Annotated in this window: 22 protein-coding genes; 17 read left to right on the top strand and 5 right to left on the bottom strand. The window is 68.7% G+C overall.

Annotated features, from left to right (window positions below; all coding sequences use genetic code 11):
- The first annotated feature begins 20 nt into the window (after window positions 1–20).
- From ABD156_RS09300 to ABD156_RS09320, 5 genes are all read left to right on the top strand, one after another.
- On the top strand, window positions 21–656 hold the full coding sequence (locus tag ABD156_RS09300) for a TetR/AcrR family transcriptional regulator (protein ID WP_344269183.1): 636 nt from the start codon (window positions 21–23) through the stop codon (window positions 654–656).
- A gap of 1 nt (window position 657) precedes the next feature.
- A complete protein-coding gene (locus ABD156_RS09305; RefSeq protein ID WP_344269186.1) occupies window positions 658–954 on the top strand; it encodes a DUF6204 family protein in 297 nt (98 codons plus the stop codon).
- Window positions 955–1,017: 63 nt separating this feature from the next.
- Window positions 1,018–1,857 carry an MBL fold metallo-hydrolase gene (locus tag ABD156_RS09310; RefSeq protein WP_344269189.1) on the top strand — a complete coding sequence of 280 codons (840 nt, stop codon included), beginning with the start codon at window positions 1,018–1,020 and terminating at the stop codon, window positions 1,855–1,857.
- Window positions 1,858–1,924: 67 nt separating this feature from the next.
- On the top strand, window positions 1,925–2,488 hold the full coding sequence (locus ABD156_RS09315; protein WP_344269192.1) for a hypothetical protein: 564 nt from the start codon (window positions 1,925–1,927) through the stop codon (window positions 2,486–2,488).
- Window positions 2,485–3,474 carry a hypothetical protein gene (locus ABD156_RS09320; RefSeq protein WP_344269195.1) on the top strand — a complete coding sequence of 330 codons (990 nt, stop codon included), beginning with the start codon at window positions 2,485–2,487 and terminating at the stop codon, window positions 3,472–3,474. The genes ABD156_RS09315 and ABD156_RS09320 overlap by 4 nt, the downstream gene beginning before the upstream one ends.
- Here the strand turns inward: ABD156_RS09320 and ABD156_RS09325 are convergent.
- Entirely contained in the window at window positions 3,471–3,992 is a 522-nt protein-coding gene (locus ABD156_RS09325) for a GNAT family N-acetyltransferase (RefSeq protein ID WP_344269198.1), read from the bottom strand. The two genes, ABD156_RS09320 and ABD156_RS09325, sit on opposite strands and share 4 nt — an antisense overlap.
- Before the next feature lie 42 nt (window positions 3,993–4,034).
- Here ABD156_RS09325 and ABD156_RS09330 point away from each other — a divergent pair, with 42 nt between their 5' ends.
- Both ABD156_RS09330 and ABD156_RS09335 read left to right on the top strand, forming a co-directional pair.
- The gene (locus tag ABD156_RS09330; RefSeq protein WP_344269201.1) at window positions 4,035–4,595 is read left to right on the top strand and encodes a helix-turn-helix domain-containing protein; all 561 of its coding nucleotides are present in this window, start codon (window positions 4,035–4,037) and stop codon (window positions 4,593–4,595) included.
- Window positions 4,596–4,686: 91 nt separating this feature from the next.
- A complete protein-coding gene (locus ABD156_RS09335; protein WP_344269204.1) occupies window positions 4,687–6,087 on the top strand; it encodes an MFS transporter in 1,401 nt (466 codons plus the stop codon).
- Here the strand turns inward: ABD156_RS09335 and ABD156_RS09340 are convergent.
- Window positions 5,978–7,567, bottom strand: a complete 1,590-nt coding sequence (locus ABD156_RS09340) for a non-homologous end-joining DNA ligase LigD (protein WP_344269207.1) — start codon at window positions 7,565–7,567, stop codon at window positions 5,978–5,980. The two genes, ABD156_RS09335 and ABD156_RS09340, sit on opposite strands and share 110 nt — an antisense overlap.
- A 20-nt stretch (window positions 7,568–7,587) precedes the next feature.
- On the bottom strand, window positions 7,588–8,064 hold the full coding sequence (locus ABD156_RS09345) for a MarR family winged helix-turn-helix transcriptional regulator (protein WP_344269210.1): 477 nt from the start codon (window positions 8,062–8,064) through the stop codon (window positions 7,588–7,590).
- Window positions 8,065–8,148: 84 nt separating this feature from the next.
- Between ABD156_RS09345 and ABD156_RS09350 the strand changes: the two genes are divergently transcribed.
- Complete coding sequence (locus ABD156_RS09350) at window positions 8,149–8,784, top strand: FMN-dependent NADH-azoreductase (RefSeq protein ID WP_344269213.1); 636 nt, start codon at window positions 8,149–8,151, stop codon at window positions 8,782–8,784.
- 368 nt (window positions 8,785–9,152) lie between these two features.
- On the opposite strand, the gene ABD156_RS09355 is transcribed toward ABD156_RS09350, so the two are convergent.
- Window positions 9,153–9,686: a GNAT family N-acetyltransferase gene (locus tag ABD156_RS09355; RefSeq protein WP_344269216.1), complete on the bottom strand. Its 534-nt coding sequence runs from the start codon at window positions 9,684–9,686 to the stop codon at window positions 9,153–9,155.
- 109 nt (window positions 9,687–9,795) lie between these two features.
- On the opposite strand from ABD156_RS09355, the gene ABD156_RS09360 reads away from it, so the two are divergent.
- A complete protein-coding gene (locus tag ABD156_RS09360) occupies window positions 9,796–10,152 on the top strand; it encodes an ArsC/Spx/MgsR family protein (protein WP_344269220.1) in 357 nt (118 codons plus the stop codon).
- Here the strand turns inward: ABD156_RS09360 and ABD156_RS09365 are convergent.
- Entirely contained in the window at window positions 10,145–10,909 is a 765-nt protein-coding gene (locus ABD156_RS09365) for a sulfite exporter TauE/SafE family protein (protein ID WP_344269223.1), read from the bottom strand. The two genes, ABD156_RS09360 and ABD156_RS09365, sit on opposite strands and share 8 nt — an antisense overlap.
- 86 nt (window positions 10,910–10,995) lie before the next feature.
- Here ABD156_RS09365 and ABD156_RS09370 point away from each other — a divergent pair, with 86 nt between their 5' ends.
- From ABD156_RS09370 to ABD156_RS09405, 8 genes are all read left to right on the top strand, one after another.
- A complete protein-coding gene (locus ABD156_RS09370) occupies window positions 10,996–11,760 on the top strand; it encodes an AraC family transcriptional regulator (protein ID WP_344269226.1) in 765 nt (254 codons plus the stop codon).
- Between the two features lie 85 nt (window positions 11,761–11,845).
- Window positions 11,846–12,535: an alpha/beta fold hydrolase gene (locus ABD156_RS09375; protein ID WP_344269229.1), complete on the top strand. Its 690-nt coding sequence runs from the start codon at window positions 11,846–11,848 to the stop codon at window positions 12,533–12,535.
- Window positions 12,536–12,875: 340 nt separating this feature from the next.
- A complete protein-coding gene (locus ABD156_RS09380; RefSeq protein WP_344269232.1) occupies window positions 12,876–13,961 on the top strand; it encodes a hypothetical protein in 1,086 nt (361 codons plus the stop codon).
- A gap of 143 nt (window positions 13,962–14,104) precedes the next feature.
- Window positions 14,105–14,512, top strand: a complete 408-nt coding sequence (locus tag ABD156_RS09385; protein ID WP_344269234.1) for a hypothetical protein — start codon at window positions 14,105–14,107, stop codon at window positions 14,510–14,512.
- 10 nt (window positions 14,513–14,522) lie between these two features.
- The gene (locus ABD156_RS09390; protein ID WP_344269237.1) at window positions 14,523–15,584 is read left to right on the top strand and encodes a sensor histidine kinase; all 1,062 of its coding nucleotides are present in this window, start codon (window positions 14,523–14,525) and stop codon (window positions 15,582–15,584) included.
- A complete protein-coding gene (locus ABD156_RS09395) occupies window positions 15,581–16,189 on the top strand; it encodes a response regulator transcription factor (RefSeq protein WP_344269240.1) in 609 nt (202 codons plus the stop codon). Before ABD156_RS09390 ends, ABD156_RS09395 begins: the two co-directional genes overlap by 4 nt.
- A gap of 132 nt (window positions 16,190–16,321) precedes the next feature.
- On the top strand, window positions 16,322–16,609 hold the full coding sequence (locus ABD156_RS09400) for a transposase (protein WP_344269243.1): 288 nt from the start codon (window positions 16,322–16,324) through the stop codon (window positions 16,607–16,609).
- Window positions 16,606–16,971: IS3 family transposase (locus ABD156_RS09405; RefSeq protein WP_344269246.1), on the top strand; the 366-nt coding region annotated here is incomplete at its 3' end. The genes ABD156_RS09400 and ABD156_RS09405, both read left to right, overlap by 4 nt.

Genomic DNA, 16,971 nt, shown 5'->3' on the forward strand with positions numbered 1-16,971 from the left:
AGTCTGCTTCACTCTTCGGCGTGGGACTTCGGGAACGGAAGAAGCAGGAGACGGTGCGGCGGATCGCGGAAACCGCGCTGCGCATGTTCGTCGAGCGCGGATTCGACGCGGTGACGATCGCCGAGGTGGCGGAGGCCGCCGACGTCGCGGTCAACACGGTCTACAACCACTTCCGCGTCAAGGAAGACCTGGTGCTGCCGCCGTCGGAAGCGTCCGCGGGACGGCTGACCGAGATCGTGCAGGCGCGCGGACCGGGAGTGTCCGCGGCACGCGCGGTGCTGGACCGTCTGCGCGAGGAGATCCGGCAGCGCTCGCGGACGATCGGGCTCAGCCCGGGGTTCGGCCGGGTGCTGCCGATGATGCTGGCCGCGCCCACGCTCGCCGCCCGGCTGCAGGAACTCGGTCAGCAGATGGTCGCCGAACTCGCCGACCTGCTGACCGCGGAAACCGGTGCGGCACCGGACGATCCGGTGCCTGGGTTGGTCGCCGCGCAGATCGGCTGGGTGCACAGCCTGCTGTACGGCGAGATCGGCAAACGCACCGTCGCCGGAGAGCGGCCGGACGACATCGCGGAGGCGGCGTTGAGTCTCCTCGACGCGATAGAAGGCCTGCTCAGCGACCAACTACTGACTTATGCGACCCGGAAGGACGCCTGACATGGACGCGTTCCGCGTGATCATCCGCGGCAAATTCGACGCTCTCGACGAGAGCGCCCGTGTGGTGCTGGAGGCCAAGACGGACGTCGCCTTCACCGAGGAAGGCACGTTCAGCTACGACGTCAACGCGACGGCGTTCACGTTCCGCTGCCAGGTCCCCGCCGGTCCGGACGACGACGAACGAGCGGCCAAAGACAGCGCGACCGCCGCGTTGGCCGAGCACGGACTGCCGTACCGGGACCTGAACTACGCGGTCACCGACCTGCGGGCGATCAAGATCCGGCGCGAGAAACGCTGACGACGTCCGCCAGCGCGGTCGCCGGTCGCGAACTGATTCCCTCAACCTCGAAAGCGAGCGGGTATGACCACGCAGCTGATCCTTCTCGGCACGGCGGGCGGCCCCGCGCCGAAACGCACCCGGAGCGCTCCGGCGCAGGCGATCGTCGTCAACGGCGCGACCTATGTGATCGACTGCGGCAACGGCGTCGCCCGGCAGCTGGTGCACGCGGGAATCAAACTGGACTCGCTGCGCGCGGTCGGCATCACGCATCACCACTCCGACCACAACGCCGACTACGGAAACCTCTATCTGCTGGCCTGGGCGGCGAACCTGGACCATCAGGTCCCCGCGTTCGGCCCGCCGCCGCTCGCGGAGATGACCCGGCATTTCCTCGCGATGAACCGCTTCGACATCGACACCCGGGTCGTCGACGAGGGCTTGCGTCCGCTGGACCAGCTGCTCGATCCGCACGAAATCACGACGGACGGCGTGGTCTTCGAGGACGAGAACGTGCGGATCACCGCGGCCCGCGTGGACCACCCGCCGATCGTCGACGCCTTCGCCTATCGCGTGGACACCGAGGACCGGTCCATCGTGATTTCCGGCGACACCGCGCCGTGCGAGAACCTGGTGCGGCTCGCTGCGGGCGCGGATGTCCTGGTGCACGAGGTCATGTACGTGCCGGCGGTCGACGAGATGGTGAGCCAGTTCAACGGCACGACGCTGCGGAATCATCTGCTGGCGAGCCACACGAGCGTCGAGCGGGTCGGGGCGCTCGCCAAAGAAGCGGGCGTCGCGACTCTCGTGCTGTCGCATTTCGTCCCGACTGATGCGGACATTCCCGACGAGGTCTGGCGCGAGCACGCCGCGGCCGGGTTCGGCGGCGAGGTGGTCGTCGGCCGGGACTTGCTGCGGCTTTGACCGGACGCGCTGGCTCGAAGTCGCGTCGTTCCCCGGGTTCGGTGCGTTTCGTACCTACAGTGGCGAGGTGACTACGCCCGCAGAGGACCAGCGCGACCACGTGATGGCGCGCGCGTCCGCGCTCCGCCGCGAGATTCGCGCGGGTCTGGCGCAGCTGCCGGACCAGGCGGACGACGAACGCACGCAGACGCTCGATGCCTTGGTCGAGCGGGCGGAGGCGCTGCTCAGCACCGAAAAGGAAGTCGACGCCGCCGTCGAGCAGGTGCGGCTCGCCCGGCTGGAAGCCAAGCGCGGCAAGGTCCAGCGGACGACGCTGTACCTGGCGGTCGCACCGGTCGCGGTCGGGATGGTGAGCGGCGCGATGATGCTGTTCGGCGCGCTCAACGTGGTCTGGCTGCTGCTCGCGTTGCCGTTGCTGGGTGCCGGCTTGCGGATCGCGTTCGGGCCGCTCGGGCCGACGCCGCTGATGGTCAACCGGCGGCAGCGGGCCGCGTACAGCGGTGCTTTGGCGGCGATCTTCACCGCGGTCGCGCTCATCGGGGCCGGGCCGGCCGTCCAGCCGATCATGGTCATTCTGGCGGCGCTCGCCACTGTCGCGACCGTGGCGTTTCTGGTGCAGGAGGCGCGGTGACCTACTCCGAGTACTACCGCGATACCGAGTACTACCCGGCCGAGGAAGGCCCGGAGGCCGATCCGGAACTGGTTGCTCTCACCGACACTGTCGGCGGTATGCAAGAGACTGTCGACGATCTGGAAAGCCGGACCGTCCGCGACCTTTCCGAACTGCGCGAGACCGTCGAGTCGTTCACCGAAACGCATTCCCGGCACGAAACCCGCCTGGACCACACCGCCCGGCAGCTAGAACGGCTCCGGCAGCGTTTGCTGGTGCTCGAACGCGCGGTGCGGGTGTCGGAGAAGGTCCCGGTAGTCGACCTGGACGACGTCGGCCCGCGGCTGCGACAGCTCGCCGCCGAAGCGGAACGGCGGCACAGCCTCGCCGCGCAGCTGCTCACGCCGAGCCAGCGCCGACCGCACGAAGAGGACCTCGCGCGGCTGCCTCAGGCGCAGAAAGCGTTGGCGGAGTGCGAAGTCGCTCTGATCGGCGTGCTGGAGGCGCTGGCGACAGCCGAGCGCGGCACGCCGGAACGGGACGACGCGGAGTCGCGACTGTCCGAAGTGGTCGCTCGACGGCGTGGTGTGCTGGACCGTCAGCTGCCCGCCGCGCGGGAGGATGCCGAAGCGGCGCAACAGCTTCTGGCCGCGGACGAGGTGACGCGGACGCGGGTGCTGCCGCAGGTCGAGAAGTGCGAGCGTGATTGGGAAGAGCTGCATTCCCGGCTGCGCGAACGGATTACTGAGGCGATCGGGTCGAGCGCGCTGCTGCCGGTGTGGTTCACGCACGCGTTCGGCGTCGCGCCGCCTTCGGGAGCGGCAGGCGACAAGTGGATCCGCGCGGCGACGTCGGCGCTGGCCTACCGGGTGACGCACGGCGTGGTCGACCCGGCGCTGCCGCTGGGGGAGCCGCCGCCGTCGGACACCGACTGGACGGAACCGAAGTGGTCCTGGCGGGCCCGGCTTGAGCACGACATCGAGGAACTGGATCTCGGGGTGGATTAGCGCGGTTCCTCTGGGGTGGCGTCTGTGGTGGGGGCGAGTTCGCGTTGCATCCAGGTGACGTCGCGCCAGGCACCGTGTTTCCAGCCGATTTTGCGCCAGGTTCCGATGAGTTCGAAGCCCATCGCTTTGTGGAGTCCGACGCTGGGTTCGTTCGGCTGGGTCATCCCGGCCACCGCCGTGCGCAAGCCGCGTTCGGCGAGGCGAGCGAAAAGGGCTTCGTACAAGGCTTTCCCGCCACCCGCGCGTCGGCGGTCCTGGGCCAGGTAGACGCTCACCTCGCACGACCACCGGTAAGCAGCGCGCTCCTTGTACGGGCTGCCATACGCATACCCGACGACCGCGCCGTCGATTTCCAGCACCAGCCACGCGTACGATTTCGTCGCCTTCGCGATCCGCGCGGCCATTTCCGTCGGCGTCGGCGGCTCGGTCTCGAAGGTGATCGCGGTTTCCCGGACGTACGGCGCGTAGATCGCCGCGCAGGCCTCGGCGTCCCGTTCTTCGGCAGGTCGGATCAACATGTTCACGATAGTAGACACGATCCGCTGCTATAGTCGATAGCTGTGACCGATCCCCTCTCCGCTTCGCTCGCCGCGGCGCTGCGCGAAGCCCGTCAGGACCGCGAACTTTCGGCGGGCACGCTCGCTGAACGCTCCGGAGTTTCCCGTGCCATGATCGGGAAAATCGAACGCGGCGAGGCGCAGCCGACGGCGGTGCTGCTCAGCAGGCTCGCTGCCGCGCTCGGGCTTTCGTTGTCCGAACTGGTGGCCCGCGCGGAGGGTGACGACGACCGCCGCCTCGCTCGCCGCGAGGACCAGGCGACCTGGCGGGACCCGGTCACCGGCTACGTGCGCCGCGCGGTCTCGCCGCCTGGGCGCGGGGCGACCGAGCTCGTGGAGGTCGACCTGCCGCCCGGCGCGAAGGCGGGTTTCCCTGCGGAGTCCTACGTCTTCGCCGACCATCAGATTTGGGTGCTGTCCGGCCAATTGCGCTTCCACGAAGGCGAAGTGGTGCACGAACTCGGCGAAGGCGACTGCCTCCAGCTCGGCCGTCCGGTCGACTGCGCGTACGAGAACCCGGGAACCCAGTCGTGTCGCTATCTGGTGGTGCTCACTAAACGCTGAAGGTGACGCAGGTCACGCCTGATTTGTCTGATTACCGGGGTCTCCCGCCCGGAGATGATGCGACCGCAACAGCATCCGGGAGGAGAAGCGAGTGGGTTCGTGGCGCGAATTGGGAGCGCACTTCAGCACTGCGGTCGTGCTGGCCGGCGGCGTGCTCGTCGGCGCGGTCAACATCTATGTGGCGGCAAGCCTTTTGCCGACCGCGGTCGCCGACATCGGAGGGGAACGGCTCTACGCCTGGAACATGACGGCGTTCCTGGTCGCACAGGTCGTCGCGACGATGTTCGTCAGCCGGGCGCTCGCGCGGCTCGGCAACGCGGCGGCGTACTACCTCGGGTTCGGTGTTTTCGCGGCGGGTTCGGTGGTTTGCGCGGTGAGCCCGGCGATGCCGGTGCTGCTGGCCGGGCGCGGAGTGCAGGGATTGGGCGCGGGGCTGCTGACCGGGCTCGGGTTCGCGGTGATTCATTCGGCGCTGCCGCAACATCTGTGGGCGCGGGGGAGCGCGTTGATCTCGGCGATGTTCGGCGTCGGCAACCTCGTCGGCCCTGCGCTCGGCGGGCTGTTCGCGCAATTCGGCTCGTGGCGGGCGGCGTTCCTCGTGCTGGCGGTCGCGGCGGTCGTGATCGCGGCGTTGGTGCCGCGGGCGCTTCCGCGCAATGAGCGAAGCGGCGAGACGGCCCCGGTGCCAGTCTTCGCGTTGGTGGCCGTCGTGGGTGCGGTCGGGGCGGTGAGCGTCGCCGGAATCTTGCCGAACGTCGTCGCGATGGCCGCGTTCATCGTGCTGGGATTCGGTTTCGTAGTAGCGTTTCTGCTCGTTGAAAAGCGCGCCGCGATCCGCGTGCTGCCCGCTGAAACGTACGAGTCCGGCTCGTCGTTGCGGTGGATCTACCTGACCATCATGTGTCTCGCGGCCGGAGTCTCGGTGGAATCGTTCCTGCCCTTGTTCGGCCAGCATCTCGGCGGATTGCCGCCTGCCGCAGCGGGGTTCTTCTCCGCCGCGCTGTCGTTCGGCTGGTCCGCGGGGCAGATCGTCAGCTCGTCGGCCCGCCGGGTCCGGCTGCTCTGCCTGGCCGGACCGACGCTGCTGGCTCTCGCGTTCGTCGTACTTGCCTTGCTGCAGCGGGAAAACGCTTCAGTCTTGGCGTGGCTGGTCGTGCTTCTGATTGGTGGCACCGGGATCGGCATCGCCATGCCGCACCTGTCGGTCGCCGCGATGGCCAGCGGTCAGCAAGCGGCGGCCGCGATCGCGACCGTGCTCACGATGGCGACCGCGTTCGGCGCGTCGATCGCCGGTCTGCTGGTGAATGTGGGCGCACCGTCGATGGTGACGTCCGCGCGCTATTTGCTGATCGGCTTCGCTGTCGTTGCCGCGGCGGGGATTTTCACGACAGCCGCGGCAGGCGTTGGTGCACGTCCAGCAGTTGCGCGAACGGGTCTCCCGTCTTCGCCACGCGATCGAGCACCGTCCGGATCGTCCACCGATCCGGAGTGAGGTCGGGGTCGTCGAGTTCGTCCCACTCCAGCGGGACGGACACCGGCGCCCCCGGCTTCGGCCGCACGCTGTACGGCGCGACGAGGGTTTTGTTCAGCACGTTCTGCGTGTAGTCGAGCCGCGCCAGGCCGCCGCGGCGGTCCTTGTGCCACGCCCAGCTCACCAGGTCCGGCAGCGTCTTGCCGATCGACTTCGACACGGTTTCCGCCCACGCCCGAGTCTCGGCATACGTATACCGCGGCTCGACCGGAACCCAGATCTGAATGCCGCGCTGCCCGGTCGTCTTCGGCCGCCCGACGAGCCCGAAGTGGTCGAGCGCGGCGCGGTGCAGCCGGGCGAGCGCGAGCACGTCGTCGAAGGACGTTTCGGAACCGGGGTCGATGTCGAACAGCAGCCAGGTCGGATGCTCGACGTCGGACGTGCGCGACGTCCAGGCGTGCAGCTCCAGCGCGGCGAAATTGGCCAGCCAGGCCAGATCCGCGACGCCGGAGGGCACGAGGTACTGCTGCACGTCGCCGGGGTCGGCTGCCTCGTAATGCCAGCGGTGCAGCCACTCCGGCGCGTGGTCGGGCACTTCTTTGTGCCAGAAACCGGGTTTGCCGACGCCGCCGGGGAACCGGTTGGTGTTGAGCGCGCGGCCGGCGAGGTAGGGAAGCATCGTCGGCGCGATCCGGGTGTAGTACTCGATCAGCTCGCGTTTGGTGATCGGCGCTTCGCCCTCGCGACCGGGGATCAACGTCTTGTCGAGGTTGGTGACCTTCAACTGCCGCCCGGCGACCGTCCACGTGCCCTGTTTGCCAAGCTCGCTCAGCGCTTTGAGTTCGTCTTCCGATGCTGGCTCGAACACCGGATGCAACGGCACTTCCGCCTCGGCCGCGGGCAAATCGCCCCGCCACAACGCAGGCGGCGCCGCGGCGATCTCGTCGTTGGTGAGCCCGCTCTTCACCGACTTCGGATGATCCTCCGCGTCCCAGCCCGTCGTCGCGTGGTCGTCCTGCTTGTGCAGCAGAAACCACTGCTTCCCGTCGCCGTCCCGCTTCGGATGGATCAACACGAAGCGTCCGGCCAGCTTCTCGCCGAACAGGTCGAAGTGCAGGTTCCCGTCCGCGAGCGCCTGCTCGGGATCATCGGTGTCGACCGGCTCCCAGCGCCCGCGATCCCACACGATCACATCGCCGCCGCCGTACTCGCCGTGCGGGATCACGCCCTCGAAATCGGCATACTCCAGGGGATGGTCCTCCACGTGCACCGCCATCCGCCGCGCCTTCGGATCGAGCGTCGGCCCCTTCGGCACCGCCCAGCTGACCAGCACGCCACCCAGCTCGAGCCGGAAGTCGTAATGCTTCCGCCGCGCCCGATGCCGCTGCACGACGAACCGGTAGCCAGGTTCCTTGGGGGCGTTCGCGCCGGACGGCTCGTCGGTCTTCGCGAAGTTGCGCATCGCGCGGTACTTCGCCAGCCGCTCGGCGGCACCGTCCATTTCGCTGCCCCCTCCCCGTTTCAGCAGGCCGGAGGTTCCTCCGTGCAAGAGCTGCTGTCGACCGTTCCCGAAGCCGCCTGCAACAGCAAGTTGTAGAGCTGTTCGCGCTGGTCAGGGTCAAGCGCCGCGAAAACCTCGTCCTCGACCGCCGCGAGCGCGGCCTCCGCCCGGGCCAGCTCCTTCGCCCCGCGCTCGGTCAGCACGACCACGTGGCGCCTGCGGTCCTCCGGCGAGCGCCGCCGCTCGATCAGCTGGTCGGCTTCGAGGTCGTTGAGCAGGCCGACGACGTTGGTGCTGTCCATCTCGAGGATCTGCGCGAGGGACTGCTGAGTGCTCGAACCACGGGTCTGAAGGACGGTCAGCGCGATCAGGTGCCGAGGCCGCAGCCCGAACGGAGCCAGCACGGTTTCCGCGCGCAGCCGGATCCGTCGCGCGAAGTGCTCGAGCAACGCACCAGACCTGCGCGGAGCCTGGGCGACGAGCGGCAGCGGAGCCATCTGTCCATTCTACGAGACACTCCGGGTAGCTGCCGTGCTATAAATGGTTTGTCCAACACAAACTATCTACGGACGGTCATCGACATGGCACACCTGCTGCACCTCGACTCCAGCATCAACGGCGACCGCTCGGTAAGCCGCAAACTCAGCGCCCGTGCTGCTCAGGCCTGGCGCGCAGCCCACCCGGACGGGACGGTGACCTACCGAGATCTCGCGGCGAACCCCATCCCGCACCTGGACCCACTGGCCTGGGAAGCCCGCATCACCCCGTCGTCCGAGCACACCGCGGCCCACCGCGAAGCCGCCCGAATCGGCGAAGACTTGGCGGCTGAGGTACTGGCCGCGGACACCGTCCTGCTGGGCCTGCCGCTCTACAACTACGGCGCCCCCAGCTCGGTGAAAGCATGGGTAGACCGCCTGATCGCCTCCGCGGGCGACGACCCGTCAGTGCTAGGAACCGGCCGAGAACTCCTGGTTTTGGCCAGCCGAGGCGGCGGCTACGGAGAAGGATCCCCAAGGCACGGCTGGGACCACGCGGAAGGCTGGCTCCCGCACGGCCTCTCCCTGACAGGCCTCGAACCGCGCTTCATCACCGCGGAATTCACCATGGCGGACGTCAACCCCGCACTGGCGGAATTCCGCTCACACGCCGCGGAAAGCCTGACCGCGGCGGAACGAGAAATCGACGCCCTCTGGACCCCCGCCACCGCCACCCGCTGACTACCGAACGCCGTGAAGGGCTCCTTGAGGGAATCGAATTCCCTCAAGGAGCCCTTCACGGACTTCAGGGACGGCGAAGTCCGTGAGGGGACCCCAGAGGGACTCTGATTCCCTGAGGGTTCCCCTCACGACCCGCTCGCTCACCACCCACGAAACCGCAGCCGGTGCACTCAACGATCGAGGCACCCACCCCACCCCCGCACCCCGATACGAAGCCAAAATGCGGTCTGAGGGCGGTTGTCAAGGCATCTTTCCAGCCTTGACAACCACCCTCAGACCGTCATCACAATCAAGCTTCGGGGTGCCCCACGCAACCAACGGGCGCAATGTCGCCGCCAGGCGACGAGCCGCCGCCCCCGAGGGGAGACTCAAACAACGTCCCCCCGCCGAACCCGATAAACCTGCAACCTCAAGTCGTAATACTTAGTAGTCTCCCCAACCCACTGCATCCCAATCCGCTCCGCCGTAGCAATAGCCCGGGAATTACTAGGCCGCGCCACCGCGAACAACTCATCCGTCCCGTCCTGCCGGAACGCCCACTCCACCAACGCCCGCGCGGCCTCGGTCGCGTACCCGTGCCCCCACTCCTCAGGCCGCAACTGCCAGCTCAGCTCCAAATCCTCCCGATAAGGAGGCAGCAGCCGAATCCCCACTCCGCCGACAACCCGCCCGTCGGAGCGCAACTCCACCGCCCACCGCCCCCGAGGCGGAATCAAATTGGGCTGCGCCTCCTGCCAAGCCTGCAACACCGACCGCATCGCGGCGGCGTCGCCGACCCGGTCCATGGCGGGTGTCAGCCAGTGCGTCACATCGGAAGAGCCGTAGATCTGAAACGCGGCTTCGGCGTCGTCAGCCGTCCAGTCCCGGATCACGAGACGGTCGGTGGTCAGCGGCAGGGTCATGTACGAACGGTACGCCCGTTCCACCCGGTCCGGGCAGGTGATGCAGGACGCACCGAAGGCTCTTGTCCGGCAAGGACTCCTCCCGATATGGCGCGGGTAGACTGCGCGGGTGGAGATCTGGGTGAACCCGCGGTGTTCCAAGTGCCGCTCGGCGGTGTCGCTGCTCGACGAGGCCGGCGCGGAGTACACCGTGCGCCGCTATCTGGAGGAGCCGCCGACTGAGGCGGAACTCGTCGCGGTGCTCGACCGGCTCGGCCTCGATCCGTGGCACATCACCCGCACCGGCGAGAAAATCGCCGGTGAACTCGGGCTGAAATCCTGGACCCGGACGCCGGAAGACCGTCCACGGTGGATCGCCGCGCTCGCCGAGCATCCGGAGCTGATCCAGCGTCCGATCATCACCGCCGACGACGGCACCACGGTGGTGGCCCGCGACGAGGAAACCGTGCGGTCGGTGATCAGCTGACCGCCACGGCGATCAGCGCCGCCGCCAGCAGCGCCACGTACGCGACGGCGTGCACCTTGTCCGGCAACCGGTCGGCGACCCGCCGGACGAGCGCGATCGTCGGCAGTGAACCGGCCAGCAGCGTCGCGCCGGCGATCGGGTCGAGGTACCCCGACGGTCCACCTCCCGCCGTCGCGTAAACCGCGGTCGCGACCACCGCGACGGGCACGCTGAGCGGGTTCGCCATCGCGGCCGCGTCAGCCATCGGAAGCCCCTTGCGGCGCAACAACGGCACTGTCATGACGCTGCCGCCCACCCCGAGGAAGCTCGCCACCGCGCCGATCCCGACCCCGCCCGCGGTAGTCGTGAACGTGCTCAACGGCTTCGGTTCCCCCTGCGGCTTAAGGAATCCGCCGCGCGCCAGGCTGTCCACAATGGTCACTGCCAGGTAGACGACGAACAGGATGCGCAACAGCCCGTCCCCGGCATAGGTAGCGGCCACCGAACCCGCCACGGCGCCGATCGCGACGAACGCGGCGAGCGGCCAGAGGTAGTCGCGCCGGAGACGTCCGGCCCGGGCTTGCACGACGGTCGCGCTGATCGCGTTCACGACCATCACCGCCGTGGACGTGGCGACGGCGACGTGCATCGCGTCGCCGCGGCTCGTGACCGCCGCGACCACCGGCACGGTGACGAATCCGCCGCCGAAGCCGAACAACACAGTCGTCACGCCGCTGAGGCAGCCGAAGAGCAGAAGAATCAGGATCGAGGTCAACACTGGCTTCAAGGTAGGTCGTGCGGGGTGCGGCGCGCATCCGAAGATTCGCCAGGTTCTTTCGAGTTTCGGACACCTATCCTCGAGATATGCGCAACGTTCCGTTGTCCGAGGTCGACGCCCTGCCCCGGGCCGTGCTCGCGATCAGCACGGACTACCCGCCGGACCACTTCCTGCCGCCGCACCGCCACCGCCGCGCGCAGTTCCTCTACGGCGCGACCGGTTCCATGCGCGTCGGAACGGCCGACGGAACGTGGACCGTCCCGACCCGGCGCGCGGTGCTGATCCCGCCGGAGACCGACCACAGCGTCGTGATGATGAACGTGACCACGCGCAGTCTCTATCTGGAACCGTCCGCCGTGCCGTGGTTCCCGCGCCGCTGCCAGACCGTCGACGTCTCGCCCCTGCTGCGCGAATTGCTCCGGGAAGCGGTCGACGTCGTCCCGGAATACCCTCGCCGCGGCCGCGATGCCGCGCTGATTTCCCTTCTGCTGCACGAAATCTCCCGCTGCGTTCCGTTGCCGCTTGAACTCCCGTGGCCGCGGCACGAAGGCTTGCGCGCGCTGTGTCAGTCCTTTTCGGACGCTCCCGGTGTGCACGATCCGCCGTCGCGCTGGGCGGCCGAGCTGCACGTCAGCGAACGGACGCTGCATCGGCTGTTCCGCGCCGAAACGGGCCTGAGCTTCGCCCGCTGGCGGGAGCGGGCCTGCGTGCTGCACGCGCTCCCGCTGCTGGCCGCGGACCTTCCGGTGGCGGACGTCGCGGTCATCCTCGGCTACGAAAGCCCGGCCGCGTTCACGACGATGTTCAGCCGCCTGCTCGGCGCCCCGCCGCGGGCCTACCGCGAGCCGTGACCCAGATCTCATTGAGTGCAACTTGATTGTGCACAACTAAGTTGTACTGTTGTCCTCGTTCGGAACTTTCTCTGAGGAGGACCCCATGACTGCCACTGTCGTTCTGGTGCACGGCGCGTTCGCGGATTCGTCCAGCTGGAACGGGGAGATCGAGCGTCTCCAAGCAGCCGGGCACCGGGTGATCGCGGCGGCGAACCCGCTGCGCGGAGTCGCTGAGGACGCCGCCTACGTCCGGTCTTTGCTGGACAGCGTCGAAGGCCCGATCGTCCTGGTCGGCCATTCCTACGGCGGCTCGGTGATCTCGGCCGCCGCAGTGGGCCACCCCGGCGTGCGGGCGCTGGTCTACATCGCCGGCTTCGTCCCGGACGAGGGCGAAAGCGCGGGCGAACTGGCCGGGAAGTTCCCCGGCGGGACGCTGGGGGAGACGTTGGAGCAGGTCACCCTGCCCGAGGGCGTCGATCTTTACGTCCGGCAGGACCTGTTCCACCAGCAGTTCGCCGCCGACGTTCCCGCCGCGCAGGCCAGCCTGATGGCAGCGGGCCAACGCCCGATCGCCGCGGCGGCCCTGGACGAGGCGTCGCCCGCTCCGGCGTGGAAGGGCTTGCCGGTGTACAGCCTGATCCCGACCGCGGACAAGAACATCCCGCCCGCGGCGCAGCGTTTCATGGCGGAACGAGCGGAAGCGGAGGTGGTCGAGGTGACCGACGCTTCGCACGCGGTGCTGGTTTCGCAGCCGGACGTGGTGGCGGAGCTGATCCTGCGCGCTGCTCGATGAGGTTGGGGGAGTGCGGCTGGTCCGCGCCGCGCGGGTAGGGGCGCGGCGCGGGCCGGCAAGGTGCGGGTGTGATTCGCGTGGGTGCGGCGGTGGACTCGGTCCGGCTCGATCGCGCCCACCGAACCGGGCCTACAGCACGGCTCCGGTGGAACTGAATTGTCGGCGAACTCAGCGGTCCGACAGCGTGGTTCCCTTGGCCGGGATCTTGTTGATCAGAGCTGGTCAGCGGCCTCGTCGTGCGGTGTTTGGGGTGTCGCCCGGTCCCGTTGTGCGGACTCGTCATGGCTGAGCCGGGCTTTCACCGTTCATCGCGTCGGTGCGGCAGTTACCATCGGCGGCCATGAGTACCTCAGGGGGTCCACAGGATCAGCCAGGCACGCCGCAGGAGCCGGGCGCGGTCCCGCCGGGATGGCAGGCGCCTCCGCCGGGCGCCGGTTACCCGCAGCAGCCCGGCGCTCAGCCGGGGCAGCCCGGCTATCCGCAGCAGCCTGGGCAGTCTCCGCAGTTCGGGCAGCCGGTGCAGCAGTATCCGGGCCAGTCCGCGCCGGGCGCGTACCCGGGGCAGGCCGGGCAGTACCCGGGGCAGCCCGCACCGGGCTCCTACCCAGGGCAGGGCGGGCAGCCGGGCCAAGGCCAGTTCCCGGGCCAGCCGCAACCCGGACAGCCCCAGCCGGGCCAGCCGCAGCCGGGCCAGCCGCAGCCGAGCCAGCCGCAACCCGCGTTGTCCCAGCCAGGACACCCGCAGCCCGGTCAGCCGCAAGCCGCGCAGCCCCAGCCGCAACCCGGCCAGCCCTACCCGGGCCAAGCCGCGTACCCGGGCCAGGGTTATCCAGCACAACAGCCCGGCTTTCCCGCGCAGCCCCAGCAGCCGGGCGCCGGTTACGCCGCGCCTCAGCCGGGCCAGGGCTACCCGGCTCAAGGCCAGCCGCTCACCAGCCCCGGTCTCGGCGCCATTCCGGTTGCCCTCGGCGGCATTCTCGAGATCGTCGCGCTCTTCGTCCCCTGGGTCACCTTCACCAACGGCGCCCAATCCGCCTCGGTCAGCTTCATCGACGCCTTCACCAAGATGCCGTCCGGCTCGGACAGTTTCGCCTCGATGTACGTGCGGTTCCTCGCCTTCATCCTGATCGCCGGGACGCTCGGCGCCACCCTCCCGTGGGTGCTCGGCGCGCTGCGCACCAAGAAGTCCGCCTACTGGCTGAGCGGGATCCGCCGCCGCGAGCTGACTCCGGCGAGCTTCTGGTGGTACCGCACCGTCTTCGCGGGCCGGGCCACTGTCCTGCTGCTTTTCCACATCGCGGGCATCATCGCGATGTTCTACGAGGACCTGTCGCTGATCGGCCTCGGCGCCTATCTGCTGGTCGTCGGCGGGCTGCTCGTGGTCGCCGGCGCGGCGATCGGGCCGAAGCTCAACGCCGCCCGCTGACGTCGCGGATGACCGGGTTCTGACAAATGTCATCGCGCACCGATGCGCGGTGACACTACGGCCCGCTTGCCCGTCCGCCCACCATGGGACGGGCAAGCGGTTCCGGATCCACCGGGCCGATCAAGGGTCCGGAAAGGACAGTCATGAACTCCCGTCCCGCAACGGTTTCCGAACAACCTCGCATCCGGGCGGTCCGCGTCCTCACCGGGGCCTACCTGGCGCTGAGCGTGCTCACCCTCGGCGCGATCGTCCTCCTCCGCGACAATCCGGCGATGGTCACCGACGTCGTCTGGGTCCGCGCCACGATCGTCGCCGCCAGCGCGCTGCTCACGTTCCTGTTCGCAAGAAGTGCGGCCCGTGGGTCGAAACGAGGGTTGTTGCGACTCCGGATCGTTTCGGCGGTGATGACGGCCGCGATCGTCGTCATCGTGTCGATCCCGGGTTTCCTGCCGCTGTGGGTCCGGCTTGAGCAGGGCGTTTGCGGGCTGCTTCTGCTGGGGGTGGTCGTCCTGGTCAACGGACGGCCCGTGCGCTCGCTGTTCTCCGAGTAGCGTGCCGGACGTGGACCGCGGCCCCGATTCCGACGCGCAACGCTGGGTACTGGGCTGGCGCCGGCTTGTGCTGGACGCCGGCCTCCTGGTCTACCCGCTGATCGTTCTCGCCCAGACCGCGGACCAGCCGGTGGCGGTCGTGCTTCTGCTGGTGTTCTGTGCCTGCTACATCGGGGCGGCCGTCGCTGCCTACGGGTTCCGGAGCCGGGCTTTCTGGATTCTGACCGGGGCGTTGACGGTGCTGTTCGGCACCGTGCTGCCGGTCGGTCGCGCCAATGCGTTTTACCTGCTTGCCGTGGTGGTGTCGCTGGCCGTTCCGCGGTTGCCGCGTTGGGGCATGGTCATCGTGCCGGTCGCCGCCGCGGCGACTGTGGTGGTGCCGTGGGCGGTGTGGCGCACCGATCCGGGGTGGGCGCAGGCGGCGGCGTTGGTGTTCACCGTGTTGGTGGTGGTCGCGTTCGCGGAGGCGTTGCGGGCGAATCGGGCGTTGGTGCAGGCCAGGGCTGAGGTGGAGCGGTTGGCTGCGGACGCGGAGCGGTCCCGGATTTCGCGGGATTTGCATGACCTGCTTGGGCATTCGCTTACCGCGATCACGGTGAAGAGCAATCTTGCCCGGCGGCTTGCGGCCAAGGGGGATGAGCGGGCCGTCGAGGAGATCGGCGAGGTCGAGCAGTTGTCCCGGCAGGCGCTCGCGGATGTTCGGGCGGCTGTTTCCGGGTATCGGGACGTGACGCTTGCGGGCGAGCTCGCGCGGGGGCGGGAATTGTTGCGGGCGGCGGGGATCAGCGCGGATTTTCCTACCGCGGTGGACGGGCCGCATCAGGAATTGTTCGGCTGGGTGGTTCGGGAGGGGCTGACCAATGTGGTCCGGCATTCTCGGGCCGCTAGTTGTGCGGTGATCGTTTCGGGGGACGCCGTGGAGATTCGGGACGACGGTGTTGGTTCTGTGGCGGATCCTGGAAATGGACTGTCCGGGTTGCGGGATCGGGTGGTCGCCGCGGGCGGGCGGATGGAGGCGGGGGCGGTGCGGCCTCGGGGGTGGCGGTTGCGGGTGACGGTGGGGGAAGCGTGACTATTCGGTTGTTGCTCGCGGACGATCAGGTGCTGGTGCGGCAGGCATTGGGGACCCTGCTCGATCTTGAGGACGACTTTGAGGTGGTCGCTCAGGTGGGGCGGGGGGACGAGGTGGTGGGGGCCGCGCTGGAGTGTTCCCCGGATGTCGCGTTGCTGGATATCGAGATGCCCGGGTTGGACGGGTTGGCCGCGGCCGCTGTTTTGGCGGAGCAGGTGCCTGGGTGCCGGGTGGTGGTGTTGACGACGTTCGGGCGGGCTGGGTATTTGCGGCGGGCTATGGAGGCTGGGGCGGTGGGGTTTGTGGTTAAGGACGCGCCGGCGGAGGCGTTGGGGGATGCGATTCGGCGGGTGATGCTGGGGGAGCGGGTGGTGGATCCGGCGTTGGCGGTGGCGACATTGGCTGCTGGGGAATCGCCGTTGACTGCTCGGGAGAGGGATGTGTTGATTGCGGCTCGGGGTGGGGGGTCGGTGGCGGAGATTGCGGGGAGTTTGTATTTGTCTGAGGGGACTGTGCGGAATTATTTGTCGGGGGCTATTGCTAAGACCGGGGCTCGGAATCGGATGGGGGCGGTTCGGGTTGCTGATGATCGGGGGTGGTTGTGAGGTTGGCTCGTCGCCTGGCGGCGACATTGCGCCCGTTGGTTGCGTGGGGCACCCCGAAGGTTCATTGTGTGAGGTTCCCCCGGCGGGCCGGACACCCTGATCCTTGGCTTCGGCTTGGGGAAGGATGTTGTTGTGTCTGGTTCGTCGAAGTATCCGGAAGAGTTCCGGCGGGATGCGGTCGCGTTGGTGCGGTCGTCGTCTCGTCCGTTGGCGCAGGTGGCTCGTGAGCTGGGGGTGAATCACGAGACCTTGCGGACGTGGGTGCGTGCCGCCGACCGCGCCGATCAAGTCGCCGAAACGGGCGGCGAGACGGCCGAGCGGGAGCTGCGCGCGTTGCGCAAGCGGGTCGCGGAGCTGGAGAAAGAAAAGGAGATCCTGCGCAAAGCGGCCGCCTATTTCGCGCAGGAGATGGATCGTTGACCCGCAGCTACCGGTTCATCTCCGCCCACCGCGACACTTTCGGTGTCGCCCGGCTGTGCCGAGTCCTCGGGGTCCGCCGTCCCGGGTTCTACGAATGGCTCGCCGCCGCCCCGGTCCGGCAACAGCGGGCCGCGGCCGAGGACCGGCTGGCCGGGGAGATCGCCGGGATCCACGCCGCCCACCAGGGCGCTTACGGCAGCCCGCGCGTCACCGCGGAACTGCGGCGGCGCGGCGACGCGGTCAACCACAAGAAAGTCGAACGGGTCATGCGCGAACGCGGCATCGCCGGGACCACCCGGCGCCGGCGGCATTCGCTGACCAGGCCGGACAAAACCGCAGCAGCACCGGATTTGATCGGCCGC

It is taken from the genome of Amycolatopsis albidoflavus, assembly GCF_039525725.1.
GTDB lineage: Bacteria > Actinomycetota > Actinomycetes > Mycobacteriales > Pseudonocardiaceae > Amycolatopsis > Amycolatopsis albidoflava.